We start from the raw sequence: 23,104 nt of genomic DNA on the forward strand, positions 1-23,104 counted from the left end.
ATCAGCCCTTGGACGGACGCCGCTGGGGCTTGGGCGTGACGGTGCCCTCGGCCAGGCGCCGCGCGCTCACCAGGAACGCGGTATGACCCTGCATGCGATGCTCCGGGCGCACGGCCAGCCCGACGACGTGCCAGCCACGCACCATCGACTCCCACGAACGCGGTTCGGTCCAGCATTCCTGCTCACGCAGCGCCTCGACCACCTTGGACAGCTGCGTGACGGTGGCGACGTAGACCACCAGCACACCACCGGGAACCAGTGCCTTCGACACCGCGGGCAACGCGTCCCAGGGCGCGAGCATGTCGAGCACGACACGGTCGACCTGCGGGCCCTCGTACTGTGCCACGTCGGCGATGGTGATCGACCAGTTCGGCGGGCGCTCGCCGAAGAAGGTCTCCACATTGCGGACGGCGTGTTCGGCGTGGTCGTCGCGGATCTCGTAGGAGATCACCTCGCCCGCCGGCCCGACCGCGCGCAACAGCGAGCAGGTCAGCGCGCCGGAACCGGCGCCGGCTTCCAGCACCCGCGCACCCGGGAACACATCACCCTCGTGCACGATCTGGGCGGCGTCCTTGGGGTAGATCACCGCCGCGCCGCGCGGCATCGACAGCACATAGTCGGTCAGTAGCGGGCGAAGAGCCAGATACGGGGTGCCGTTGACCGACTTCACGACGGTGCCCTCGTCGTTGCCGATGAGGTCGTCGTGCTTGATGCCGCCGCGATGGGTATGGAATTCCTTACCCTCCTCGAGCACCACGGTGAAGAGGCGTCCTTTGCCGTCGGTCAGCTGCACGCGGTCCCCGATAGCGAATGGGCCCGTTCGTCTGGCCGTCAATGTATCTCCGTTCTCCGTTGGAGTGACCAGCCTGCCAGGTCCGACGGCCCCGGCCCGAACAGGGTGACCGGTCCGAGCTACATCGCGGCAGCCAGAACCCGTTGCTGCTCGCGCGCCGCCGCATGGGTCTCATCCTGAGATTTGCCCGAGCAGCCCTGATCACCGGGCCAAGACCGTCCCACCCGGAACACCAGTTGCCTGCCGCGATACTGGCAGAGCCAGCCCACAATCCCGAATTCCGCGCCGGTCGCTGGTATCCGCGCCGGCGCCGATCCCACGGCCACCGCGATCGTGTCGGTGGCTGCGGTTAACCTGCGAAATATGTCCGTGCCGTTGTCCGTGCCCCTGACCGATGACACCACCGACGCGCCGGTGCATCGGTCGCGTCCGGCGTTGTCGCCTTCGCGGGCAAGCGATTTCAAGCAGTGTCCGTTGAAGTACCGGCTGCGGGCCATCGATCGGGTGCCGGAGCCGCCGTCGCGGGCCGCGGTGCGCGGGACCGTGGTGCACGCGGTTCTGGAAGACCTGTTCGGGTTGCCCGCGGGCGAGCGTCAGCCGGAGCGGGCGGCCGAGTTGGTACCGGGGGCTTGGGAGCGGGTACGCACCGAGCGTGACGGGGTGGACGAGCTCGTCGCCGAGGGCGGGCCGGAGGCACTGTTCGACGAGGTGCGAAAGCTGGTCGCGAGCTATTACGAGCTCGAGGACCCGCGGCGATTCGAGCCACACGCGCTGGAGGAACGCGTCGAGGTCGAGCTCGACGGCGATATTCCACTGCGCGGTTTCGTCGACCGGATCGACGTGGCGCCCAATGGCCTGCTGCGCGTTGTCGACTACAAAACCGGTCGCTCGCCCGGTCCGATGCACGAAGCGCGCGCGCTGTTCCAGCTCAAGTTCTACGCGCTGATGATCCTGCGCACCCGCGACATCGTCCCGGCCCAACTGCGCCTGATCTATCTGGCCGACAAGAACATCCTCACCTACACACCCGAACGGGAGGAACTGGATCGCTTCCAGCGCATTCTCACCGCGCTCTGGCAAGCCATCATCGACGCGGGCAAGACCGGGGACTTCCCGCCGACGCGCAACTCGATGTGCAAGTTCTGCGACTTCAAACCCTTGTGTCCCGAGTTCGGCGGCACACCGCCGCCCTACCCGGGTTGGCCCGTCCAGGTCGCGATTCCTGCCGACTTGGTGACAGAGCGCCTCCCCGAAGACGTGTGACCACGATCGACGCCGGGCACATCACACGGCGAAGTCGCGGAACAGCAGCACCGAAAGACCAATGCCGACAGCAAGATTCACCACCACCGCCGATCCGGAGACCGCGTCATCAACGACCTGCGTACCTGGTTCCTTGCTGTTCCTCATCGAGAAAACGCAAGGTAGCAACGGAATCGCGGGGGCACACCGATTGCGTTCAGCCTGAGCGGATCTCGGTGCCGACCGCACGATAGGCTGCGTGATGTTCGAGGTTCGGTCGAGTTCAGGGGTGGGTTCAGTGCGCGTTACCGGGACCGCGTTCGCCGAGGACTATTCCGTACCGACACTGGCACATCGGTCGCTCGAACGGCTCACCCATCGCGGAGTCTGTCGTTCGACGGCGGCCGTCGAGCTCAACGACGAGCGCGCTGTAGCCGACCGTCTCGCGACGCTGGGCGAGCCGGTCCTGGTGATCTGGGGTGAGCACGATGTGCTGGCCCCGACCGCGAACAATGTGGCTCGATTCGCCGAAGCCGGGCTGACAGCCCGGGTGATCGCGGGTTCCGGCCACAGCCCGCTGGTGGAGAAGCCTGACGAACTCATCGCTCTCGTCGCGCACTTCGTCACGCGCGCGGGCGACCAAGACTAGGTCTACTGCAGGCGACGGTCCTCTTCTTCTTGCAGGCGGCGGCGTTCTTCTTCGCGCTCGACCTGCTCCTTCTCGATCTTCTCTTCCTGCTCGTTCTTGTTCGACATGATCGCCTCGATCATCGATTGTCCGGACTGATCTGCGATCCAGCCTACCCGCGGCGGGATGCCCATCGGCGGCATCGAACCGAAGGCGACTACCTCTCCGATCCTGTGTTTCGTGCGGGAGGCGCTCGAAGGTCTCTCCGCGAAGTAGGCGCGGCCGCCGAGAGCACGAAAGCCCTCCGCCTGGGCGAACACAGGTGAAGGGCCTCGGGCGGAACGGCTCAGAAGGCTCGGCAGGAGCGGATGTCGGTGGCGAGGATGGCCTTGGCGCCGAGGTCGGCGAGGCGGTCCATCAGTTCGTTGCCCTGCTTGCGGGGGACGAGAGCGCGGACGGCGACCCAGTCGGGGTCGGTCAGCGGGGAGACGGTCGGCGATTCCAGGCCGGGGGTGATGGCGACGGCCTGATCGAAGAGCGACTTGGGGCAGTCGTAGTCGAGCATCAGGTACTGCTGGGCGAACACGACGCCCTGGATGCGGTTGATGAGCTGGTTGCGGGCGCGGTCGTCGCGGTCGGAACCGGTGCGTTCGATGAGGACGCCTTCGGAGTCGCACAGGGACTCGCCGAACGCGACCAGGTTGTGCTGACGCAGGGTGCGGCCGGAGCCGACGACGTCGGCGATGGCATCGGCGACACCGAGCTGGATCGAGATCTCGACCGCACCGTCGAGGCGGATCACCTCGGCCTCGATGCCGAAGCGGGCGAGGTCGGCGCGGACCAGGTTCGGGTAGGAGGTGGCGATGCGCTTGCCCGCCAGATCCTCGACCTTCCAGTCCTCGCCGGCGGGGGCCGCGTAGCGGAAGCTGGAGCGGCCGAAGCCGAGCGACAGCCGCTCACTGACCGGGGATCCGGAATCCAGGGCCAGGTCCCGGCCGGTGATGCCGAGGTCGAGCTCGCCGGAGCCGACGTAGATGGCGATGTCCTTGGGACGCAGGAAGAAGAACTCGACCTGATTCGCGAGGTCGAGGACGGTCAGCTCGCGGGAGTCGGTGCGTTTGCGGTAACCGGCCTCGCTCAGGAACGAGACGGCGGCTTCCGACAGCGAACCCTTGTTGGGAACTGCGACGCGCAACATGGGAATGGGGTCCTTTCGGGGGAAGTGAGAAACGTGTCGATCGGGACGGATCAGCCGTCACAGATGCCGGTACACGTCCTCGAGCTTCAGCCCACGACCCAGCATCATCACCTGGACCCAGTACAGCAGCTGGGAGATCTCCTCGGCGAGCGCTTCGTCGCTCTCGTGCTCGGCGGCCAGCCAGATCTCGCCGGCCTCCTCCAGAACCTTCTTACCCTGAAAATGAACGCCTGCGTCCAGCGCGGCCACGGTGCCAGAGCCCTCGGGACGGGTCTGGGCACGCTCGGTCAGCTCGGCGAACAGGGATTCGAAGTTCTTCACGAGTAGAGATTGTTTCATACCCGACCCAGCGGTTTTCCCGGCGCACCGCGCGGTGCGGCACGCCGGGAAACGATCACGCCGGTCCGGACAGCAGTTCGCGCAGGTCGGCTACGGCCGTGCGCAGGTGATCGGCGAAGGCATACATCTGGTCCGACACCGACTTCGGGGTGGCCAGGTAGATGTTCCACCGGTCCGGCAGCAGCACGTAGGCGATGCCGATGCAGCGCGGGCTGGTCGAGCCGAAACCGAAGTAGCGGATGTACTTCGACGGGGCCGAACTGGTCGACAGGTAGTCGTCGCGCATGATCGTCCAGCCGGGGCTGTCGAACAGCGCGATCCGCTCATCGGCGACGCCGAGCTGTGCGCCGCGACGGCGCTGGATCCATTCCAGTTCCCACAGGTGCTGCTCGGGCGCCTGCCCGGCTTGGCATTCCTTGGCCCGCGCGACATGGGCGGACGCGGCGGTACGCGCCGCGGCCAGCTTGGTCTCGGCGTCTGCGTCCGGTGACACCATCGCGTCGACGAACGCCACCATCTCCGGGGTCACCACACGCATGGCCTCGGTGCGGCCGTTGCGGAACTGCCGGGTGGCGATGGATTCGTAGGTCGCGCCCGTGAGCCCCTTGCTGCGCCGGTGGGCGAGCTGGTAGCTGAGCTGAGCGAAGGCATCGGGTGAGATGGCGAGCTTCTTGGCCTCGCCGGTCCCGAAGTCGTCGAAGGACACCAGCGAGGTGGCCGTATCGGCGGCGAAGCGGGCGAAGTCGGCACCCGCCGCGGCGATGTCGGCGCGCGCGGCCGAGTCGAGCACGAACTCGATCGGCTCCACCGAGGGCAGTCCCTGCGATTGCGCCCCGCTGGTGGCCGTGTGTTCCTGGGAACTCCGTTCGAGCAGCGCGTCGACGAACGACAGCACGGTGGTGCCGTCGAGGCCGCAGTGCTCGATATTGATGCCGGCCTGACCGTCGGCGAAGACGATGAACGACACCGACTTGTCGAAGTAGCGGTTGCCGCTGTCACCGTGGAGCAGCTGGTCGCAGGCGTGCAGTTCGTCGCGGGGCGCGAAGTCCTCCAGGCACACCGAGAACAACGCCGTCTCCACCGCGTCGAACGCCTCGACGTTGGCGGGCTCGGTGCGCAGCACCTCCCGGCTGCGCGCCCATGCCGCACGGGCTTTCGTGGTGAGATGCCCGACCGAGGTGTCGGTCGCGGCGGGTTTGGTGCCACCCTTGATCACCGCGCGCAGTCCGTCGACCACGTCCTCGAACGCGTACGGCGCGCCGTCGCCGCCGATGACGTCCATCCGGAAGATGTTGCCGCGGTAGAAGACCGCGATATGACGCGCATCGGAGGGCCCGGGCCATTCCGGGCTGTAGGGCTTGCGAACACTGTCCTGGATCTCGCCCGGAATCCGGGTCTCGGAGAACAGGTACTTGTTCTGCCACATCGACAGCGCCTGCCCGCGCTGGGTGACCGGCGCGATCTTCTCCGCGTCCAGCGCCAGCTTGTAGTCGACTGCCGCCCCGATGATCGCGGCTGCCCGCTCGGTCTGCCCGGCGACGGTCGACACCGCCAGAGGCGTGTCGTCACGGAACAGGAAAACGAAGTTGGCGTTCAACGCGATCCGGTCCCGACGGCCCAGATACCGTGACGGCCAGAATTCGTCGAGCCAGCTGCCGACGCCAGGGGTGGCGTCGTATTCGGCCAGCGCGGCATGCAGGGCGCGCCCCGCCCCACCGGGGCGCAGCAGCTCGGCTACCGCGCCCTCGGTGGTGGCGTATTCCTCGGCGCCGAGCAGGGGCTGACACCACTGCAGGAACCGCGCGCAACTGTCGTCCAGTGTCGGCAGCGGTACCCGGGGCAGCGTGTCTTCGGCGGCGAACGTGGGTTGGTTCAATCCAAGTCCTCAGGTCTCGATGGGATGCGGGCGGGACAGGAACAGGTTGGCGTAGAGCCAGCCTTCGGCCTCATGGTCGGTGGTGTCGATTCCCTTGGCCGCCAACGCATCCAGCACCTGTTCGCGTTCCTGCGCCGAGGCGAACCTCCGCTGCTGGAACATACCGGGACGCTGCTCGCTGCGATAGCCGAGCGCGGCCAGTTCCTCGGCGATGGGACCGAAATCGAACATCCGCAACACGAAATGTGCCATCCACGGTCGCTTGCGCGGATCGGCTTGGGCGACCCTGGACAGGGTTTTCTCGGTGATGTAGCCGACGCATCCGGTGGAGATCACCAGATCGGCGGAGGCGAGCACACGGCGCTGCGCCTCGGTGGGCTCGGTGGCCTCGAGGTCGGCGTGCACGTAGTCGTGCAGGAGTCCGGCGGCGTGGGCGTACGTCAGCGCCGGGCGTGCGGCGTCCATCCCGATGAAGCGTACGTCGGGCATCAGATCGGCGCGCAACCGCTCCCGGTCCGCCGCGATCAGCCCGATCTTGTCGGTGTCGGCGTGATCGCGGTAGTGCCCGGCCAATTCGTCGACGGTGGTGTCGCTGCGCAGCAGTGCCGCGTTCACCCCGTAGGAGCACCCGAGGTCGAGGACCGTCGGGATCCGGTCCGGCGCAGCGGCCCGCAGCTGGCGCAGCTGTTCGGCGAAGTGCGGCTTTGCCAGTTCCGGGATCCGGTAGTCCAGCTCGTTCATACGCGCGAAATACGCACGTGGATCGGGACTTTCGTAGATGTCGTCGAAGGATGCTTTGCCGGTGGTGTGCAACGGAACGGACATGGGCGGTTCCTCTCAGTCGAGCAGTCGGTCACCTCGGACGGCGTCGGCCGCGGCGGCCACATGGTCGGGCAGGACACGGCCGAACAACTGCCTGGTGCGTTCGACCGTGCCGATCACCCCTGGTCGGTCCGTGTAGGCGAAAATCGCCGAATGTCGTTGGCCCACACCGGCTACTTCGGTGACGCGATGCAGGGAGAAGCGGCCCTTGAACAGCTGGAGATCGCCGGGGCGCAGTTCCAGCGCGCGGATGAGCCGGGTGCCGTCGCCGGTGAGCACGTCGCGCACGTCGTCGAGGTGCTCGGCGTGCGGGTCGCGGATATTGGGGCAGTACTCGAACACACCGCCGGCGTCGGGCTTGCGGGTGAGCATGCTCACGGTGAATTCGTTGGTGTCGAAATGCCACGGATGCGACATCCCCGGCTCGACCACGTTCAGGCACAAACCCGCCAGGGGGTCGGCGAATTCGTGCAGATCGTCGAGTTCGAAGCACTCGGCGACGAACCGCTGGAACACCGGATCGGTGTAGAGACGCTGGATCAGCGCTTCGGCGGGGATGCGATCGCGGGCCACGAAGGCATTGCCGCGGTCGAGCACGATCCGCGCCGGATGGTCGGCGGGCAGGTCGGCGTCGAGGGGAATGTTGTAGGCGTTGACCCGCTCCACCTTGTAGTGCGCGTGCGGCGCGATCGCCTCCCCCTCGGCGCGGAGCGTGTCGAGCAGCTGCGGCCGGATGAACTCGCGCAGCACCGTACAGCCGTCCTCGGCGAGCTCGGCGCGGGCCGCGTCGATGGCCGCCTGCCTGCCTGAACCACCGAGATCGGTGAGTGGATACCGTGCGATGTCGACGATTTCGTCAAGCCCCCGCGTGCCCGTCATGTACCCAGTTTGCGGGAATATTCGGGCGAGCGCCCGTGGTTTCGGCAAATCGGGGATATCCCAGGAAGATCACAATCGTGCGAAATCAACTGTGCGGCAACAATTTTCGCAAAGACAACCTGGGTTTCGGTACTATTACGGTAGGCTATTACGCCCTATCACGCACCGCCGTCGAAAGATTCACCACGCGTGCGTCGAGTGCGGCTGCCAGATCCTCGACCGACAATCCGACCAGCGACTCCCGGAATACCCGCCCCGGCGCCTCGGGAACCGCGATCTCGCACGGGATCACAATCACACCGCAGCCCGCGCCCTGCGCGGCGAGGGATCCGGTCGGCGAGTCCTCGATGGCGACACACTCACCCGGGTCGACCCCGAGCAGTTCCGCGGCGCGCCGGTAGATGGCCGGATCGGGCTTGCCGTGTGCCACCTCGTCCCCGCAGACGGACGTGTCGAAGAAGTCGCGCCCGAGGGTGTCGAGGCCGTATTCGGTGAGCGAACGCTTGGTGTTGGTCACCAGCGCGCACTGCAAGCCGGCCTCGCGCACCATGGCCAGAGCGTCCTTCGCACCGGGACGCCACGGGATCGGGCCGAGCATCAACTCGGTGACCCGGCGCTCGAGGAACTCCCCCGCCTCGACAACCGTCTCCGGCGTCGGGTCCACCCCGATGCCGTCGAAGAGCATGCGCAGCGCGTTCGGGCCGGAGGCGCCGATCAGGGCGTGGCGGACCTCGTCGGTCAGCTCGCGGCCGTGTTCACGGGCCAGTTCACGAACCGCTATGTCCCACAGCTTCTCCGAATCGAGCAGCGTGCCGTCCATGTCCCACAGCACCGCGGCCGGTCGCGCGCTCACCTGTTACTCGCCTCGTTCTCGTCACACATCGCCGAAATGACCGGCAGTCGCCGGACCCCGTTCAGGGTAATGGGTCAGCCTCACACGCCAGATCCGACGATCTGCAGGGTGCCCGCGTCGGCGGAGACCTGGATCCAGCGGTTCTCCGAGGTCACGGTGCCATTGGCGAGCTGGTAGGTGAGGGTGACGACCGCGCGGTTCTGCCCGCTGGGGGTGATCGAGCCGACAGTCACCGACCGCACCGACGACCAGAACGACGAATATTGCCCGAACCCGCCGGTTTGCGTCTGGTAGGCGGGCGCGAGCTGCGCCCACGCCCCGCCGATATTGCCGGGCAGCATGCCGTAGTACCCGGCGATGAACTGGTTGATCCGGTCCGGGGTGGGCGGGCCGAACGGTGTGGTGGTGATGGTCGTGCTGGTCGGTTTCGCGGTGGTGGGGGTGGGGGTGGGGGTGGGCTTGGCCGAGGTGCTGGTCGGGGTCGCACCGGTGGTCGTCGCACCGGTGGTCGTCGCACCGCTTGGCATCGACACGGGCGGGGCCGACACGGTGATCGTTTCCTGCTCGGGCACGATGACGACGGTGCTCACCTTGCCGTCGACCACGGTTGTGACGGTGACCGGCGATGCCGGGATCTGCGCCTGCTGATCGGAGTCGCCGCCACGGTCGCGGGTCACCACCAGCACCACCAGCATGACCGTGAAGGCGGCGACAGCGGCGGCCAGGAGCAGCACAGCGCGGCTGTTGTTCGCGCGATCGGTGCGCGACGGCGGGGTGGGGAACGCGGGATGCAGGCCGGAACCGTCCGTCGGCCCGGCTGCGGCCCGGGCGCGCAGTTGCGCCTGGGCACCGGCGCGTTCGACACTGTCCGGGTTCGGGGAGGCGGTGTCGCGCGGCCGAACGAGGCCGGGATCGCCTGCCGCTGCCTGCCGCACCGCGCCTGCCTGCCGCACCGCGCCTGCCTGCCTGCCCTCACCGGCCGGGGCTGCGGCCGCTGGGCCGATTGCCCCGCCCGGTCGGCTTGCCACGTGGCCGGCGGCGCCGGACGCCGCGCTCGCGCCCGAAGCCCGCGGAGCGTCCGCGCCCGCTCCGGTCGAGTTCCGGCCCGCGATGGCCGAGCGGGCGGCCTTGGCCATCGCCAGACCGTTACCGAACAATGCCGCCGCGCCCGACTTCGCCGTCGCTGTCCCGTTCGCGGGTACGCCGGCCGACGGGATCAGCGTCGTGGCTGCTTCGCTGACCGGCAGGGTCTTCGTCGCCGAGGCAGGCAGTGCCGGAACACGTCCCGCCGCAACGTCTTCCAGCGCTGTGCGGGCTTGCGCCATCGTCGGCCGGTCATCGGCGGACGCGGTCAGCAGCCACATCAGGACCGGGGCGAGCGGGCCCGCGTTCTTCGGCTCCGGCACCACACCGCGCGCGACGGCGTGCAGCACAGCCAGGGGGTTGTCGCCCTCACCGAACGGCGGCGCGCCTTCGGAGGCGGCGTACAGCGTCGAGCCGAGGGCGAACACGTCGGCGGCGGGCTTCGGGTTGTCGCCGCGCGCGATCTCGGGCGCCAGGTACGCGGGGGTGCCCGCCAGGAACCCGGTGGCGGTGACGGTGACGTCCCCGGTCGCGTGCGAGATGCCGAAGTCGGTGAGTTTGACCGTGCCGTCGTCGCCGACGAGCAGGTTGGCCGGTTTCACATCGCGGTGCATGATCCCGGCATCGTGCGCGGCCGACAGCGCCGCGGCGGCCTGGGCACCGATCCCCGCCACCGCGATCGGCGGCAGGGTCACACCGCCCGCCAGCTTCACCGCGAGGCTCGGCGCATTCATGTACTCCATGACCAGCCACGGCTGGCCATCCTCTTCGGCGACATCGAAAACGGTGATGGCGTTGGGGTGGTGCAGGCGGGCCGCGATCCGGCCCTCCCGCATCGCGCGCAGTTTCCCTTCCAGCGCTTGCGATCCGGTGAGGCCAGGCGCGAGCAGCACTTGCTTCACCGCGACGGTGCGCCGCAGCCGGACGTCGGTAGCGCGCCACACGACTCCCATCGCGCCCGTGCCGATCGGGTCGGTGAGTCGATAGCGTCCCGCGATCAACCGATCCGATGTCATATTCTGTGCCCCTCCTGCTTACCGCTGAGTCGTCTCGCCCTCCGCGCCACAGCGGGATGAAACTTTCGAAAATCCTACGTGCTGAACTGCTTCGATCCTGTTGCGGGACAGCCCGGTCCATGGCCCCAGCGCCACATCGTGACCAGACTCACAAGCGCCACAACGACAATCGGACCGGCCCGCGGGACCGATCCGATCTGCCGACGCCTGTTCACCCGTTCATGAAGTGTCTCAGGCGTTGAAGTATTTCGCCTCCGGATGCAGCAGCACGAACGCGTCCGTCGACTGCTCAGGGTGCAGCTGCAGCTCTTCCGACAGCGTCACCCCGACCCGGCCCGCGTCGAGCAAGTCGACCAGTTTGGCGCGATCTTCCAGGTCCGGGCAGGCGCCGTAACCGAAGGAGTACCGCGCACCCCGGTAACCGAGCTTGAAGTAGTCGGCCACATCAGCCGGGTCCTCGGCAGCCACGGACTTGCCGTCGACGGTCAGCTCCTCACGCACCCGGCGATGCCAGTACTCGGCCAGCGCCTCGGTGAGCTGCACACCGACACCGTGCACCTCGAGGTAGTCGCGGTAGTTGTCGGCGGCGAACAGCGCGTTGGCGAAGTCGGCGATCGGCTGACCCATCGTGACCAGCTGGAACGGCAACACATCGACCTGCCCGGTCTCCCGGGCCCGCTCACGCGAACGGATGAAGTCGGAGATGCACAGGAACCGATCACGCTGCTGACGCGGGAAGGTGAACCGATACCGCTGCGGCGCATCAGGATTCGGCTCGGTCAAGACGATGACCTCGTCGCCCTCCGACACGGCGGGGAAGTACCCGTAGACCAGGGCCGCGTGTTGCAGCACACCCTCGGTGGCGAGCCGGTCGAGCCACACGCGCAACCGCGGGCGCCCCTCGGTCTCCACCAGATCCTCGTACGTGGGCCCTTCACCGGCACGCTGACCGCGCAGCCCCCACTGGCCCAGGAACAGCGCCCGCTCGTCGAGCAGACCCGAATACTCCGCCAGCGGCAGACCCTTCACCACCCGGGTACCCCAGAACGGCGGCGTCGGCACGGGCAGATCCGCGGCGACATCGGAGCGCTCCGGCACCACGATCGGGACTTCAGCGGCCTTGCGCTCGGCCGCGATCCGCTTGGACCGCTCGTGGCGGGCCTTGCGCTCGGCGGCCTTCTCCTTGGCCGCGATGGCCTGGGGGCTGTCGGGATCGAGGCCACCGCCACGCTTTACGGTCATGATCTCGTCCATCAACCGCAGGCCCTCGAACGCGTCGCGGGCATAGTGCACGTCGCCCTCGTAGACCTCGGTCAGGTCGTTCTCCACGTAGGAGCGGGTCAGCGCGGCGCCACCGAGCAGCACCGGGAACTGTTCGGCGACACCCTTGGCATTGAGCTCGGCGAGGTTCTCCTTCATCACCACCGTCGACTTCACCAGCAGACCGGACATGCCGATCACGTCGGCCTTCTTGTCCTGGGCGGCGTCGAGAATGGTCGCGATGGGCTGCTTGATGCCGAGGTTGACCACCTCGTAGCCGTTGTTGGACAAGATGATGTCGACCAGGTTCTTGCCGATGTCGTGGACATCGCCCTTCACCGTGGCCAGCACGATGCGGCCCTTGCCCGCGTCGTCGGTGGCTTCCATGTGCGGTTCCAGATGCGCGACAGCGGTTTTCATCACCTCGGCCGACTGCAGCACGAACGGCAGCTGCATCTGCCCCGAACCGAACAGCTCACCCACGGTCTTCATGCCCGACAGCAGTGTCTCGTTGATGATCTGCAGCGGCGGCACCGTCTGCATCGCCTCGTCCAGATCCTCGCCGAGGCCGTTGCGTTCACCGTCGACGATGCGCCGCTCGAGGCGCTCGAACAACGGCAGCAGGGCCATCTCCTCCGCGCGCGAGGCCCGCGACGATGCCGTCGAGACACCCTCGAACAGCGCCATCAGCTTCTGCAGCGGGTCGTAGTCCTCGGTGCGACGGTCATAGATCAGATCGAGGGCGACCTGCTGGTGCTCTTCGGGGATCCGGCTCATCGGCAGGATCTTCGACGCGTGCACGATCGCCGAATCCAGACCCGCTTGCACACATTCGTGCATGAACACCGAGTTCAGCACCTGCCGGGCGGCCGGATTCAGACCGAAGGAGATGTTCGACAGACCCAGGGTGGTCTGCACCCGCGGGCGGCGGCGCTTGAGCTCGCGGATGGCCTTGATCGTCTCCTCACCATCCTTGCGCGACTCCTCCTGCCCTGTGCCGAGGGTGAAGGTCAGCGTGTCGATGATGATGTCGGACTCTTCCAGGCCCCAGTTGCCGGTGATGTCGTCGATGAGACGCTCGGCGATCGCGACCTTGTGATCGGCGGTGCGCGCCTGCCCCTCTTCGTCGATGGTCAACGCGACGACAGCGGCACCGTGCTCGGAGACCAGGCGCATGATCTGCTGGAACCGCGAATCCGGGCCTGCGCCGTCCTCGTAGTTCACCGAGTTCACCGCGCACCGACCACCCAGGTGCTGCAGACCCGCCTGCAATACCGGCACTTCGGTGGAGTCGAGCATGATCGGCAACGTCGAGGCGGTCGCCAGCCGCGAGGCCAGCTCGTTCATGTCGTCGGCACCGTCGCGGCCCACGTAGTCCACACACAGGTCGAGCATGTGCGCGCCGTCGCGGGTCTGGTCCTTGGCGATCTCGAGGCACCGCTGCCAGTCGGCGGCCAGCATCGCGTCACGGAAAGCCTTGGAGCCGTTGGCATTGGTGCGCTCACCGATCATCATGATCGAGGCGTCCTGCTCGAACGGGACAGCGGTGTACATGCTCGACACGGCAGGCTCGTGCTCGGGGTCGCGACGATCGGTGATGGGCGGCAGCGTCTTCTCGACCTCGCGGACCGCCTCGGCGACCTGACGGATGTGCTCGGGGGTGGTGCCACAGCAACCACCGACCAGCGAGAGACCGAACTCGGACACGAACCCGCTCATCGCGACGGCGAGCTCTTCGGGGGTGAGCGGGTATTCCGCGCCGTTGGCGCCGAGCACCGGCAGACCCGCGTTCGGCATCACCGACACCGGGATCTTCGCGTGCCGCGACAGGTGCCGCAGGTGCTCGCTCATCTCCGCGGGCCCGGTGGCGCAGTTCAGGCCGATCATGTCGATGCCGAGCGGTTCCAGCGCGGTCAGCGCCGCGCCGATCTCACTACCGACCAGCATGGTGCCGGTGGTCTCCACGGTGACGTGGGTGATGATCGGGATCCGGCGGCCCGCCGCGATCATGGCCCGGCGGCTACCGGTGATCGCGGCCTTGACCTGGAGCAGGTCCTGGCAGGTCTCGATGAGGATGGCGTCGGCGCCGCCCTCGAGCATGCCGAGCGCCGCTTCGGTGTAGGCATCACGCAGCGACACGAACGGCGCGTGACCCAGGGTCGGCAGCTTGGTTCCGGGGCCCATCGAGCCGAGGACATAGCGGGGGGTGCCGTCGGCGGACGGGCCCATCTCGTCGGCGACATCGCGGGCGATGCGGGTGCCACGCTCGGACAGATCGCGGATCCGGTCCTGGATGTCGTAGTCGGCGAGGTTGGGCAGGTTGCAGCCGAAGGTGTTGGTCTCCACCGCGTCCGCGCCCGCGGCGAAGTAGGCGCGGTGGATGTCGGCGAGCACATCGGGGCGGGTGTCGTTGAGGATCTCGTTGCATCCCTCGAGGCCACGGAAGTCGTCGAGCGACAGATCCGCGGCCTGCAACATCGTGCCCATCGCGCCGTCGCCGATGACGACTCGCCGCCGCAGCGTGTCGAGGAGCGTGGTATCGAACCCGGTGGGCAAGGACGCAGACATGGATCAAGACTAGAGGGCGCCTCCGACGCAGAAGACCACTGTGGGTGAATCGAGTGGCCTGGGCCACTGCCGGCGGCGGAAACACGCAACACCGTCGGTCACCGCAAAACAATTCGCACAAGACACTAGGCTGACCGGGTGGATGCCAGTGAGACCCCCGAGACGGAACTGCCGACGTTGCGCAATCCCGTCATGGTTGCCGCCTTCGAGGGCTGGAACGACGCCGGCGATGCCGCCAGCGGAGCCATCGAACATCTGGAGTTGATCTGGGATGCCGAGCCGATGGCCGAACTCGATTCCGAGGACTACTACGACTACCAGGTGAACCGGCCGACGGTCCGTCAGGTCGACGGCGTGACCAGGGAGATCCAGTGGCCATCGACGATGCTGTCGGTGTGTTCCCCGCCCGGCAGCGACCGTGACGTGGTGCTGCTGCGTGGCATCGAACCGAACATGAAATGGCGCAGTTTCTGCGACGACCTGCTCGAGTTCATCGAGCAGCTCGGGGTGGAGACCGTCGTCATCCTCGGCGCACTGCTGGCCGATACCCCGCATACCCGCCCGGTGCCGGTGACCGGTTCGGCCTACAGTCCCGAGGCCGCCGAGCGGTTCAGTCTGGAACAGACCAGGTACGAGGGTCCGACCGGGATCACCGGTGTGTTGCAGGACCAGTGTGTGAAGGCCGGCGTCCCCGCGGTGTCGTTCTGGGCCGCGGTCCCGCACTACGTGTCGCAACCGCCGAACCCGAAGGCGACGATCGCGCTGCTGCACCGGGTCGAAGACGTCCTCGATATCGAGGTTCCGCTCGGTGAGCTGCCGAAACAGGCCGAGGAGTGGGAAGTCGCGGTCAACGAGATGACCCTCGGCGACGAGGAGATCAGCGAGTACGTGCGCTCGCTCGAGGAGCGCGGCGACGCCGCGATCGACCTCAACGAGACCATGGCCAAGATCGACGGCGACGCCATCGCGGCGGAGTTCGAGAAGTACCTGCGCAGGCGCGGTCCGGGCAGCTTCGGCCTCTAGTCCGCAGGCACCGGGAGTTCGCCGGGCAGAAAGCTCCCGGATGCCGTCGGCACGCCGCCTAGACTTTTTCGGATGCAGGCCCAGTCGATCGTCGCCCATCTGCGTGGTTTCGACGACCGCGTCGCGGTGCTGCACCATCCCGGGCCCGGGTCCGCCGAGGCCATCGCACCGGTGACCTATGCCCAGCTCGGCGACCGCGTCGCGGAGTTCTCGGCCGGGCTGGGTCCTGTCCGGCGGCTCGTCGCGCTCACCGCGGGCAACGATCTCGACTCCCTGGTGGCCTACCTCGGCGCGCTGGACGCGGGGTGCGTGGTGTTGCTGACCGGCGAGCTCACCGGCGAACTGGCCGCGACCTACGACCCGGACGTGATCATCGATCGCGGCCGCGTCGTCACCGACCGCGCACAGTCGGCGCACCGGCTGCATCCGGAGCTGGCGCTGCTGCTCAGCACCTCCGGCTCGACCGGGTCGCCGAAGCTGGTGCGGCTGTCGGCGCACAACCTGACCGCCAACGCCGAGTCCATCGCCGAGTACCTCGGCATCGGCCCGCACGACCGCGCGGCGACCACCCTGCCGCTGTTCTACTGTTACGGGCTCTCGGTCGTCCACAGCCATCTGCTGCGCGGCGCGAGCCTGCTGCTCACCGAGCGTTCCGTGCTCGAGCCCGAATTCTGGGACGAGTTCCGCGCACACCGGGCCACCTCGTTCGCCGCGGTGCCCTACACCGTCGACCTCCTGGACCGGATCGGCTTCGCGCAGATGTCGCTACCGGATCTGCGCTACGTGACCCAGGCGGGCGGCAGACTCGAACCAGCCAGGGTGCGGGCGTACGCGGAGCTCGGCGCGGCCGCGGGCTGGCGGTTCTTCGTGATGTACGGCCAGACCGAGGCCACCGCCCGAATGGCCTATCTACCACCGGAATCGGCGACCGAGCACCCCGATTGCATCGGAATCCCCATTCCGGGCGGGCATTTCACCCTGACACCGGTCGACGAGGGCGCCGCCGAGGAACTCGTCTACCACGGCCCGAACGTGATGCTCGGCTACGCGCACAGCCCCGCCGACCTGACACTCGGCCGCACCGTCGACGCGCTGCGCACCGGGGACTTGGCCCGGCGCACCGCCGACGGGCTGTTCCAGGTCGTCGGCAGGCGCAGCCGCTTCGCCAAACTGTTCGGCCTGCGTATCGACCTGGGCCGCGTCGAATCAGAGCTGGCCACAGCCGGTTTCGTCGCCGCCTGCACCGACGACGGCACCCGGCTGATCGCGGCGATACTCCCCCGATCTTCTTCATCTGCGACATCGCATCGAATGCACGTCGAGGAGGCAGCGCGGCGGATCGCCGAGATATCGGGACTGCCCGTCACCGCGATCAGCGTGATCGTCCTCGACGCACTACCGCGGCTGGCCACCGGCAAGATCGACTATCCCGCGGTGCGCGCGCTCGCGACCACGTCGCCGAGCCCGGGCGACGATGTCGGCGTGATCTACGCCGACGCCCTCGGCCTGCCGATCGAGTCGATCTCGCCCGCGCACAGTTTCGCCGACCTCGGTGGCAATTCGCTGAGTTACGTCGCCGTCGCGGCACGTCTGGAACGCGTGCTCGGCACGCTGCCCACCGACTGGCCCCAGCGCTCGATCGCCGACCTGCGACGATCACCGCGCACCCGCGCTCGCTTCGGCCGGGCCCTCGATTCCTCGACGGCGTTGCGCGCGATCGGCATCGTGCTCATCCTCGGCTCCCACATCCAGCTGTTCGAACTGTGGGGCGCGGCGCACGTGCTGCTGGCCGTGGCCGGCTACAACTTCGCGCGTTTCGCGGTGAGTTCGGCCCCACGCGCCCGGCGGCTCCAGCTCACCGGGCGGGCCGTGGCGATGATCGCGGTGCCTGCCGCACTCTGGGTACTGATCACGATGGCCTGGCAGCCCGGCTATTACGGCTGGCAGAATGTGTTGCTGCTCAACAAGATTCTCGGACCGCGCAATGACACGGCGGGACATCTGTGGTTCCTGGAAGTACTCGTGTACTGCACGGTGGCCTGCGCACTGCTGATCCGGATCCCCCGGATCGACCGGTGGGAGCGGCGAGCGCCGTTCTGGTTCGCGCTCGGCCTGCTCGGCCTCACCCTGATCCTGCGCTGGCATTCGTTCGGGCTCTATCCCGAACGCGACATCGCGTTGTCACCGCTGGCCTTTTGGTACTTCGTTCTCGGCTGGGCCGGAGCGAAGGCGACGGCAGTCTGGCAGCGGCTGATCGTCAGCGCCGTGCTGCTGGCTGGTGTGCCCGGATATTTCGGCGTCACCGAGCGGGAACGCCTTGTCATGGCAGGCATTGCGATCTTGATCTGGCTGCCCGCGCTGCGCGTGCCCGCCGTCGTCGCCGTGGTGGCGGTGGCGGTGGCCGACAGCTCCCTGTTCGCGTATCTGCTGCACTGGCAGGTGTACCCGGTGTTCGGCGACCAGCGATTGCTCGCGCTGGCGGCCTGCCTGGCCGCCGGCGCGGCCGCTACCGAGATGGCGGATCGGTGCAGGCGTGCGATCCCATGGCTAACGCTCCAGGGTCAGCACCTGAGCGGCCGCCTCGTGCGCCAGCTTCGCGATCAGCAGGTCACGCGGAATCGTCTGGCCGGCAAGGTGATCGAGTGAGGGCACCACCACGTGGTGGGCGTCGGCCCGCTTCAATTCCTGGGTGAGCTCGGCGAACGCCGCACCGTCACCCGCGGGTGCTTCATGGAACGTCGCGGCGAAACACATGCCCGCGGTCCGTGCGAGGCTGCGTAGCGCATCCTCCAATTGGTCGCTCTGGCCATCGGCCAAATCGTCGCGCAAGTATCCATAGATCAACGCTTCCACCCGAACCTCCGTTGGATTGGGATCGCTGTTCTGTTGTCGGACCTGTCGTGTACTCGATCCCCCCGCGCCGCGCGGGTGCGCCACGCGGGGGTACTGCGTTGCCCTGCAAGCTCTCCTGCAAAGCGGGTATCCGGTTGTCCAGCCGAGCACCTGCTTACATCATGAACATTCGCGGCCCCCGGCAGCAGCTGTCAATCCGATGACATCTACATGCCCTATCCGGGACGCCGAACGTTAACTGGTGGAATACTACCGCCGTGACCGCAACTGATGATCGACCCGTCTGGGCTGTTCGGATGCGCTCGGAACGTGACGCGAGGAGGTGGTCGCAAGCCGATGCCGTTCGCGCGATGCGTGCCAAGTCCTCCCACAACCTGCCGACGGACAGTACCCTGCTGCGCAACTGGCGCCGCTGGGAATCCGGGGAATCGCGACCTGACGAGTTCTACGCGCCGATCATCGCGGCCGCGTTCGACACCGTCCCCGCCGCGTTCTTCCCGAAGTCCCGTCCCAACCGGGATGACGAGCTGTTATCGGCAACCGGTATGGACACTTTGGAGTTCATCGGACGACTCAGGATGTCCGACGTCAACAGCGCCACACTGGACGCGGTGCGGATCACCGCCGAACGGTTGTGCTGCGAATACGCCGATGCCGACCCACACGCACTGCACACCGAGGGGACCGCGTGGCTGCGCCGGATCACCTCGCTGCTCGACGGCAGACTGACCCTGAGCCAGCATCGGGAGATCCTCGTACTGGCAGGCTGGGTCGCGTTGCTGGTCGGTTGCGTCGATTACGACCTCGGTCACCGAGGCGGTGCCGAAGCCACCCGCCGGGCCGCCGATTCCCTCGGTCGTGAAGCGGGCAATCCCGAGATCGTCGGGTGGGCCGCGGAGATGTCGGCGTGGTTCGCGTTGACACAGGGCAACTTCCGTGGCGCGATCGATGTCTCGGAGAAGGCGATGGCAGGCACCACGTCGTCGAGTGTCGGGGTGCAGCTGGCCGCGCAGCGTGCCAAGGGCTGGGCCCGGCTCGGTGACCGCCGCGCGATGCAGACCGCACTCGACGAGGGCAAGGCGATTCTGTCGCGGATGGGTCACCCGGCCGATCTGGACAACCACTTCGTCGTCGACGCCACCAAGTTCGACTTCTACGCGATGGACTGCTGCCGGGTGGCGGGCCAGGACAGGCTGGCCGAACGCTACGCCCGGCAGGTGATCAGCGATTCGACCCGACCCGACGGTTCGGTCCGCAATCCCATGCGGGTCTCGGAGGCGCGGCTGACCCTGGCTGTCGTAGCCGCGCGCGACCGCGATCTCGAGCGCGCGGTCGAGGAGGGCGTCGCGGCTTTCTCCGCGGGTCGCAAGTCGCTGCCGTCGCTGGCCTGGATCGCCGGCGAGGCAGCCAGGGAGATCATCGAACGGTACCCAGGAGATCAGCGCACCCAATCGTTCCTCGACCAGCTGCGATCGCTCAATGTCGGGTGAGTTCGCCGGGCGGTGCCACGCCGATCGGGGACGGTCCGGCGGAGCACCCGAAGGCCACCACTAACCTGTCTACGGTGACCGACTCCGCCGACGGCTTGCCCAGCGCCGTACCCGCCCTCTGGGACGAGCGTCTGCGGTTGTTCTCGTTCGCGACCGCCGAGAAGCGCGCCGACTACCTGCGGGTGCTGCGCGCCTTCGACAGCGCTCGTGCCGCCTATGTGGTGTTGTTGCACGCCGACGACGTCGCCGAGTGGATTTCCAGAGCCGAGGCGGGCGGCCGGATCGAGGCGGCCGCGGGTGTCCCACTGCCCGCGGCCGAGATCGGTCCGCTGCTCGAGCAGTTGCATCGCTGGGGTGTGCTCGAACGCAGCTATGACGGCACCCGGGCGGCCACCCTGGCCGAGTACCGCAACCGGCACTACGTCTACCAGTTCGCGCAGGCCGGTTTCCAGGCCTACCGGGCGGTGGCCGGGGTGCTCGCGGCCCGGATGGAGGACGCGTCGCTGTCGCGGCTCGTGCTGCCCGAGCTGCTCGCCGACCTGCGCACGCTCGCCGCCGCCAACCGCGACGGCGATGCCGAACGGGTCTACACCACCGTGCGCAGGCTCGATGCCGCGCTCACCGACATGGCCGCGCGGGCCGCGCATTTCTATCTGTCGCTGGGCGATCTGGTGCGCACGACCGAGATCACACCGCAATCCTTTCTCGCGCACAAGGATGCGTTGCTGGCCCACATGCGGGAGTTCAGTCTGGATCTGGCCCGGTTCGCGCCGCGGCTGGCGGCGGCGATCGGCGAGGTCGAGGAGACCGGGGTCGAGCAGCTGATCGGTCGCGCGGCCGGGTGCGACGAGCGGGTGCTGTTGAGTTTCGCTGAGCGCGAAGCGGATTGGCGTTCACGCTGGGACGGGTTGCGCACCTGGTTCGTCGCCGCGGGCACCGAGTCGGCCGAAACGTGTGAGGCCGACCGGCTGCGCGAGGCGACGATGAGCGCGATCGCGGCGGTGCTGTCGCTGTTGCGCCGGGTCACCGAGACCCGCCGTGGTGGCGTCAGCCGGGAATCGGCGTTGCGGCACCTGGCCGAATGGTTCGTCGCCACGCCCACCGCGGGCAGCGCGCACGCGCTCTACGATGCGGTGTTCGGACTGGGCAAGCCCCGCCATCTGTCACTCGAGCATCCCGATGCGGAGCTGATTCCGACCAGCCGATCCTGGTGGGAAGCACCACCTTTGGAGATCTCCCGCACCCTCGCCGAAACCGGTCGCGCACCCACAGCGGGCGCCCCGGCCCGGATCGCACGCAACGACGCGAGCGTGCGGCGATTGCGCGAGGCGCAGTTGGCGGCGCAGCGCGAACGAGCCGCAGCCGCGGCCTCGCTGTCGCAGGGCAATGTGCACGAACGAGTGCTGGATCAGCGGGAGACCGAGGTGCTGTTGCGGCTGATCGACGCCGCCTCGACCGCGTGGGTTCCGGTGACCGGAAAGGTCGACGGCACAACAGGTTCCGACAACGGCGTCACGTTGACGGTGCGCCCCTGCGACGGGTCGACAGTGATCCGCACCGCGGCGGGGCTGCTCCATCTGAACAACCGCCGACTCGAAGTGCGTGATTCGGCGCGACGGGGGGCCACGCGATGAGGCAGCGACCGACCCGGCGTAATCGTGCAATCCACCCGCTCGGAATCAGAATTCTGACTGAAACGAGCCCAATTGCACGATTACGCCGGGGTTCCACGCGCAGGGACTCGCCCGGTTTCGGCATCCGCCGCTCGGCGCGGCCCCGGTCTGCGCGACCGATGTCGGCACGAGGGGCGAAACTGTGAAACGACAGCGGATCGATGCGCTCGCGCTCGACAGCTATCAGCGTGCGGCGCGGGTGATGTTGGCCAATCACCTGGTGACCCGCGTCTATCCCGACCGGATCGCGTTGCCGCTGATCCGGCGGTGGGCCACGGAATTGCGCGAGGACCTCGCCGAGCTGTTCGGTTATCGGCTCGAGGTCACCGAGACCACGGCCCGGCTTTACCCGGTGCACGATCGACTCGATGACGCCCGGCCCGCTCGCAGTGCCAACGACCGCGTTTTCGACCGCCGCCGCTACGCGTATCTGTCGTTGGCGCTGGCCGCGCTCGGCCGGGCGGGCGACCAGATCACCCTGTCCGAATTGGCCGAACACGTCGCCGATTACGCGAGCCGGATCGAGGGCCTCGACCTGTCGACCGAGCGGGCCGCCGATCGCGACGCCTTCGTCGATGCCATCGGCTGGCTGGGCGCGCGGGGTGCGCTGACTCTGGCCGACGGCGACGCAGGCGGCTGGGCCAGCGACCCGGAGGCGGGCGAAGCGCTCTACGACATCGACCGGCCGGTCGTATTCGCCCTGTTCCGGCCCCCGCGCGCGTTGCAGCACCTGCACAGCGTGCGCGGTCTCCTGACCGAGGGCACCGAGCATGCCCGCCGGGTGCGCCGGGCGCTGGTGGAGCGCCCTGTCGTCTACCTCGACGAACTGGCGCCGGACGAGCGAGCGCTGCTCGGCCAGGACCGGCTGATCGGCGAGGTCGAATACTGCACCGGCTTGCGGGCCGAGCGTCGGGCCGAGGGAGTGGCGCTGATCGACACCTCGGGGCGGCTGTCCGACACCCGTTTCCCCGGCACCGGGACCCTGGCGCAGGTGGCCCTGTTGCTGATCGGCGAGATCGCCGACGTGGTGCTCGACATCGACAATCCGATCCCGCGGCGTCCCGGCGCGCTCACCGCCGATGACGCGTTGCTCGACCAACTCGACGCGTCCATCCCCACGGCGGGAGTGTTCGCACCGCTCGCCGACGAGATCGACATCATCACTGCCACAGCGGATTTCGCCGACGACGAGACCGAGATCGTCGACCCCGTCACCTACCCGTTCCTCGACGACGCCTGGGTACGCACGACCGTCACCGCGCTCACCGACCGCTACGGCGCGACCTTCGCCGCGCAATGGCAGGCCGATACCGGCGGACTCACCACCGAGGTGCTCGCGTTGCTGGCCAAGCTGCGGCTGATCCGGCCGGTCGATGACGGGCTGCTGGTCTTGCCCGCGCTGGCCAGGTATCGGGGCGCGGTGGTCACCGTGCGCGTGCGCAAGACCGAGGAATTGTTCGTCACCGCCGCCGATACCGACGGCAGCACCGGAGAGGGAGGGGTCTGAG

Annotated in this window: 19 protein-coding genes; 7 read left to right on the forward strand and 12 right to left on the reverse strand. The window is 67.9% G+C overall.

Going from position 1 to position 23,104, the window contains the following annotated elements; genetic code table 11:
• Position 1: 1 nt before the first annotated feature.
• Entirely contained in the window at positions 2-835 is an 834-nt protein-coding gene (locus ACTWPB_RS23645) for a tRNA (adenine-N1)-methyltransferase (RefSeq protein WP_446222739.1), read from the reverse strand.
• Positions 836-1,156: 321 nt separating this feature from the next.
• Between ACTWPB_RS23645 and ACTWPB_RS23650 the strand changes: the two genes are divergently transcribed.
• Complete coding sequence (locus ACTWPB_RS23650; RefSeq protein WP_446222740.1) at positions 1,157-2,056, forward strand: RecB family exonuclease; 900 nt, start codon at positions 1,157-1,159, stop codon at positions 2,054-2,056.
• 21 nt (positions 2,057-2,077) lie between these two features.
• On the opposite strand, the gene ACTWPB_RS23655 is transcribed toward ACTWPB_RS23650, so the two are convergent.
• Complete coding sequence (locus tag ACTWPB_RS23655; protein WP_446222741.1) at positions 2,078-2,203, reverse strand: hypothetical protein; 126 nt, start codon at positions 2,201-2,203, stop codon at positions 2,078-2,080.
• Positions 2,204-2,333: 130 nt separating this feature from the next.
• On the opposite strand from ACTWPB_RS23655, the gene ACTWPB_RS23660 reads away from it, so the two are divergent.
• Positions 2,334-2,684: an alpha/beta fold hydrolase gene (locus ACTWPB_RS23660; RefSeq protein WP_446222742.1), complete on the forward strand. Its 351-nt coding sequence runs from the start codon at positions 2,334-2,336 to the stop codon at positions 2,682-2,684.
• A 2-nt stretch (positions 2,685-2,686) separates the two neighbouring features.
• Here ACTWPB_RS23660 and ACTWPB_RS23665 read toward each other — a convergent pair whose 3' ends face one another.
• The 9 genes from ACTWPB_RS23665 to metH form a co-directional block, all read right to left on the reverse strand.
• Positions 2,687-2,983, reverse strand: a complete 297-nt coding sequence (locus tag ACTWPB_RS23665) for a hypothetical protein (protein ID WP_446222743.1) — start codon at positions 2,981-2,983, stop codon at positions 2,687-2,689.
• A gap of 26 nt (positions 2,984-3,009) precedes the next feature.
• A complete protein-coding gene (gene hisG, locus ACTWPB_RS23670) occupies positions 3,010-3,861 on the reverse strand; it encodes an ATP phosphoribosyltransferase (RefSeq protein ID WP_446222744.1) in 852 nt (283 codons plus the stop codon).
• 57 nt (positions 3,862-3,918) lie between these two features.
• Positions 3,919-4,200, reverse strand: a complete 282-nt coding sequence (locus ACTWPB_RS23675) for a phosphoribosyl-ATP diphosphatase (RefSeq protein ID WP_174562637.1) — start codon at positions 4,198-4,200, stop codon at positions 3,919-3,921.
• Between the two features lie 55 nt (positions 4,201-4,255).
• The gene (locus tag ACTWPB_RS23680) at positions 4,256-6,076 is read right to left on the reverse strand and encodes a choline/carnitine O-acyltransferase (RefSeq protein ID WP_446222745.1); all 1,821 of its coding nucleotides are present in this window, start codon (positions 6,074-6,076) and stop codon (positions 4,256-4,258) included.
• A gap of 9 nt (positions 6,077-6,085) precedes the next feature.
• A complete protein-coding gene (locus ACTWPB_RS23685) occupies positions 6,086-6,901 on the reverse strand; it encodes a class I SAM-dependent methyltransferase (RefSeq protein ID WP_446222746.1) in 816 nt (271 codons plus the stop codon).
• A 12-nt stretch (positions 6,902-6,913) separates the two neighbouring features.
• On the reverse strand, positions 6,914-7,777 hold the full coding sequence (locus ACTWPB_RS23690) for a HalD/BesD family halogenase (RefSeq protein WP_446222747.1): 864 nt from the start codon (positions 7,775-7,777) through the stop codon (positions 6,914-6,916).
• Between the two features lie 148 nt (positions 7,778-7,925).
• Positions 7,926-8,630 (reverse strand): HAD family hydrolase, encoded by a 705-nt coding sequence (locus ACTWPB_RS23695; protein ID WP_446222748.1) that lies wholly within the window; start codon positions 8,628-8,630, stop codon positions 7,926-7,928.
• 80 nt (positions 8,631-8,710) lie between these two features.
• Entirely contained in the window at positions 8,711-10,729 is a 2,019-nt protein-coding gene (locus tag ACTWPB_RS23700; RefSeq protein ID WP_446222749.1) for a serine/threonine-protein kinase, read from the reverse strand.
• A gap of 231 nt (positions 10,730-10,960) precedes the next feature.
• On the reverse strand, positions 10,961-14,557 hold the full coding sequence (metH, locus tag ACTWPB_RS23705; protein ID WP_446222750.1) for a methionine synthase: 3,597 nt from the start codon (positions 14,555-14,557) through the stop codon (positions 10,961-10,963).
• A 192-nt stretch (positions 14,558-14,749) separates the two neighbouring features.
• On the opposite strand from metH, the gene ACTWPB_RS23710 reads away from it, so the two are divergent.
• Positions 14,750-15,580 (forward strand): PAC2 family protein, encoded by an 831-nt coding sequence (locus tag ACTWPB_RS23710; protein WP_446226458.1) that lies wholly within the window; start codon positions 14,750-14,752, stop codon positions 15,578-15,580.
• Between the two features lie 72 nt (positions 15,581-15,652).
• On the forward strand, positions 15,653-18,226 hold the full coding sequence (locus ACTWPB_RS23715) for an AMP-binding protein (RefSeq protein WP_446222751.1): 2,574 nt from the start codon (positions 15,653-15,655) through the stop codon (positions 18,224-18,226).
• Here the strand turns inward: ACTWPB_RS23715 and ACTWPB_RS23720 are convergent.
• Positions 18,128-18,433, reverse strand: a complete 306-nt coding sequence (locus tag ACTWPB_RS23720) for a hypothetical protein (protein ID WP_056809962.1) — start codon at positions 18,431-18,433, stop codon at positions 18,128-18,130. The two genes, ACTWPB_RS23715 and ACTWPB_RS23720, sit on opposite strands and share 99 nt — an antisense overlap.
• Before the next feature lie 350 nt (positions 18,434-18,783).
• On the opposite strand from ACTWPB_RS23720, the gene ACTWPB_RS23725 reads away from it, so the two are divergent.
• From ACTWPB_RS23725 to ACTWPB_RS23735, 3 genes are all read left to right on the forward strand, one after another.
• The gene (locus ACTWPB_RS23725; RefSeq protein ID WP_446222752.1) at positions 18,784-19,923 is read left to right on the forward strand and encodes an XRE family transcriptional regulator; all 1,140 of its coding nucleotides are present in this window, start codon (positions 18,784-18,786) and stop codon (positions 19,921-19,923) included.
• A gap of 74 nt (positions 19,924-19,997) precedes the next feature.
• Positions 19,998-21,557, forward strand: a complete 1,560-nt coding sequence (locus ACTWPB_RS23730) for a TIGR02677 family protein (RefSeq protein WP_446222753.1) — start codon at positions 19,998-20,000, stop codon at positions 21,555-21,557.
• A 181-nt stretch (positions 21,558-21,738) separates the two neighbouring features.
• On the forward strand, positions 21,739-23,103 hold the full coding sequence (locus ACTWPB_RS23735) for a DUF2398 family protein (RefSeq protein WP_446222754.1): 1,365 nt from the start codon (positions 21,739-21,741) through the stop codon (positions 23,101-23,103).
• Position 23,104 lies beyond the last annotated feature (1 nt).

The sequence above is a fragment of the Nocardia sp. IBHARD005 genome, assembly GCF_052814245.1.

Excerpts from the sequence above, each read along its gene's own strand:
- ACTWPB_RS23655 (WP_446222741.1), bottom strand. The coding sequence starts at position 2,203 with ATGAGGAACAGCAAGGAACCAGGTACGCAGGTCGTTGATGACGCGGTC.
- ACTWPB_RS23725 (WP_446222752.1), top strand. The coding sequence starts at position 18,784 with ATGCGTGCCAAGTCCTCCCACAACCTGCCGACGGACAGTACCCTGCTG.
- ACTWPB_RS23700 (WP_446222749.1), bottom strand. The coding sequence starts at position 10,729 with ATGACATCGGATCGGTTGATCGCGGGACGCTATCGACTCACCGACCCG.
- ACTWPB_RS23650 (WP_446222740.1), top strand. The coding sequence starts at position 1,157 with ATGTCCGTGCCGTTGTCCGTGCCCCTGACCGATGACACCACCGACGCG.
- ACTWPB_RS23710 (WP_446226458.1), top strand. The coding sequence starts at position 14,750 with ATGGTTGCCGCCTTCGAGGGCTGGAACGACGCCGGCGATGCCGCCAGC.
- ACTWPB_RS23675 (WP_174562637.1), bottom strand. The coding sequence starts at position 4,200 with ATGAAACAATCTCTACTCGTGAAGAACTTCGAATCCCTGTTCGCCGAG.
- metH (WP_446222750.1), bottom strand. The coding sequence starts at position 14,557 with ATGTCTGCGTCCTTGCCCACCGGGTTCGATACCACGCTCCTCGACACG.
- ACTWPB_RS23685 (WP_446222746.1), bottom strand. The coding sequence starts at position 6,901 with ATGTCCGTTCCGTTGCACACCACCGGCAAAGCATCCTTCGACGACATC.
- ACTWPB_RS23715 (WP_446222751.1), top strand. The coding sequence starts at position 15,653 with ATGCAGGCCCAGTCGATCGTCGCCCATCTGCGTGGTTTCGACGACCGC.
- ACTWPB_RS23690 (WP_446222747.1), bottom strand. The coding sequence starts at position 7,777 with ATGACGGGCACGCGGGGGCTTGACGAAATCGTCGACATCGCACGGTAT.
- hisG (WP_446222744.1), bottom strand. The coding sequence starts at position 3,861 with ATGTTGCGCGTCGCAGTTCCCAACAAGGGTTCGCTGTCGGAAGCCGCC.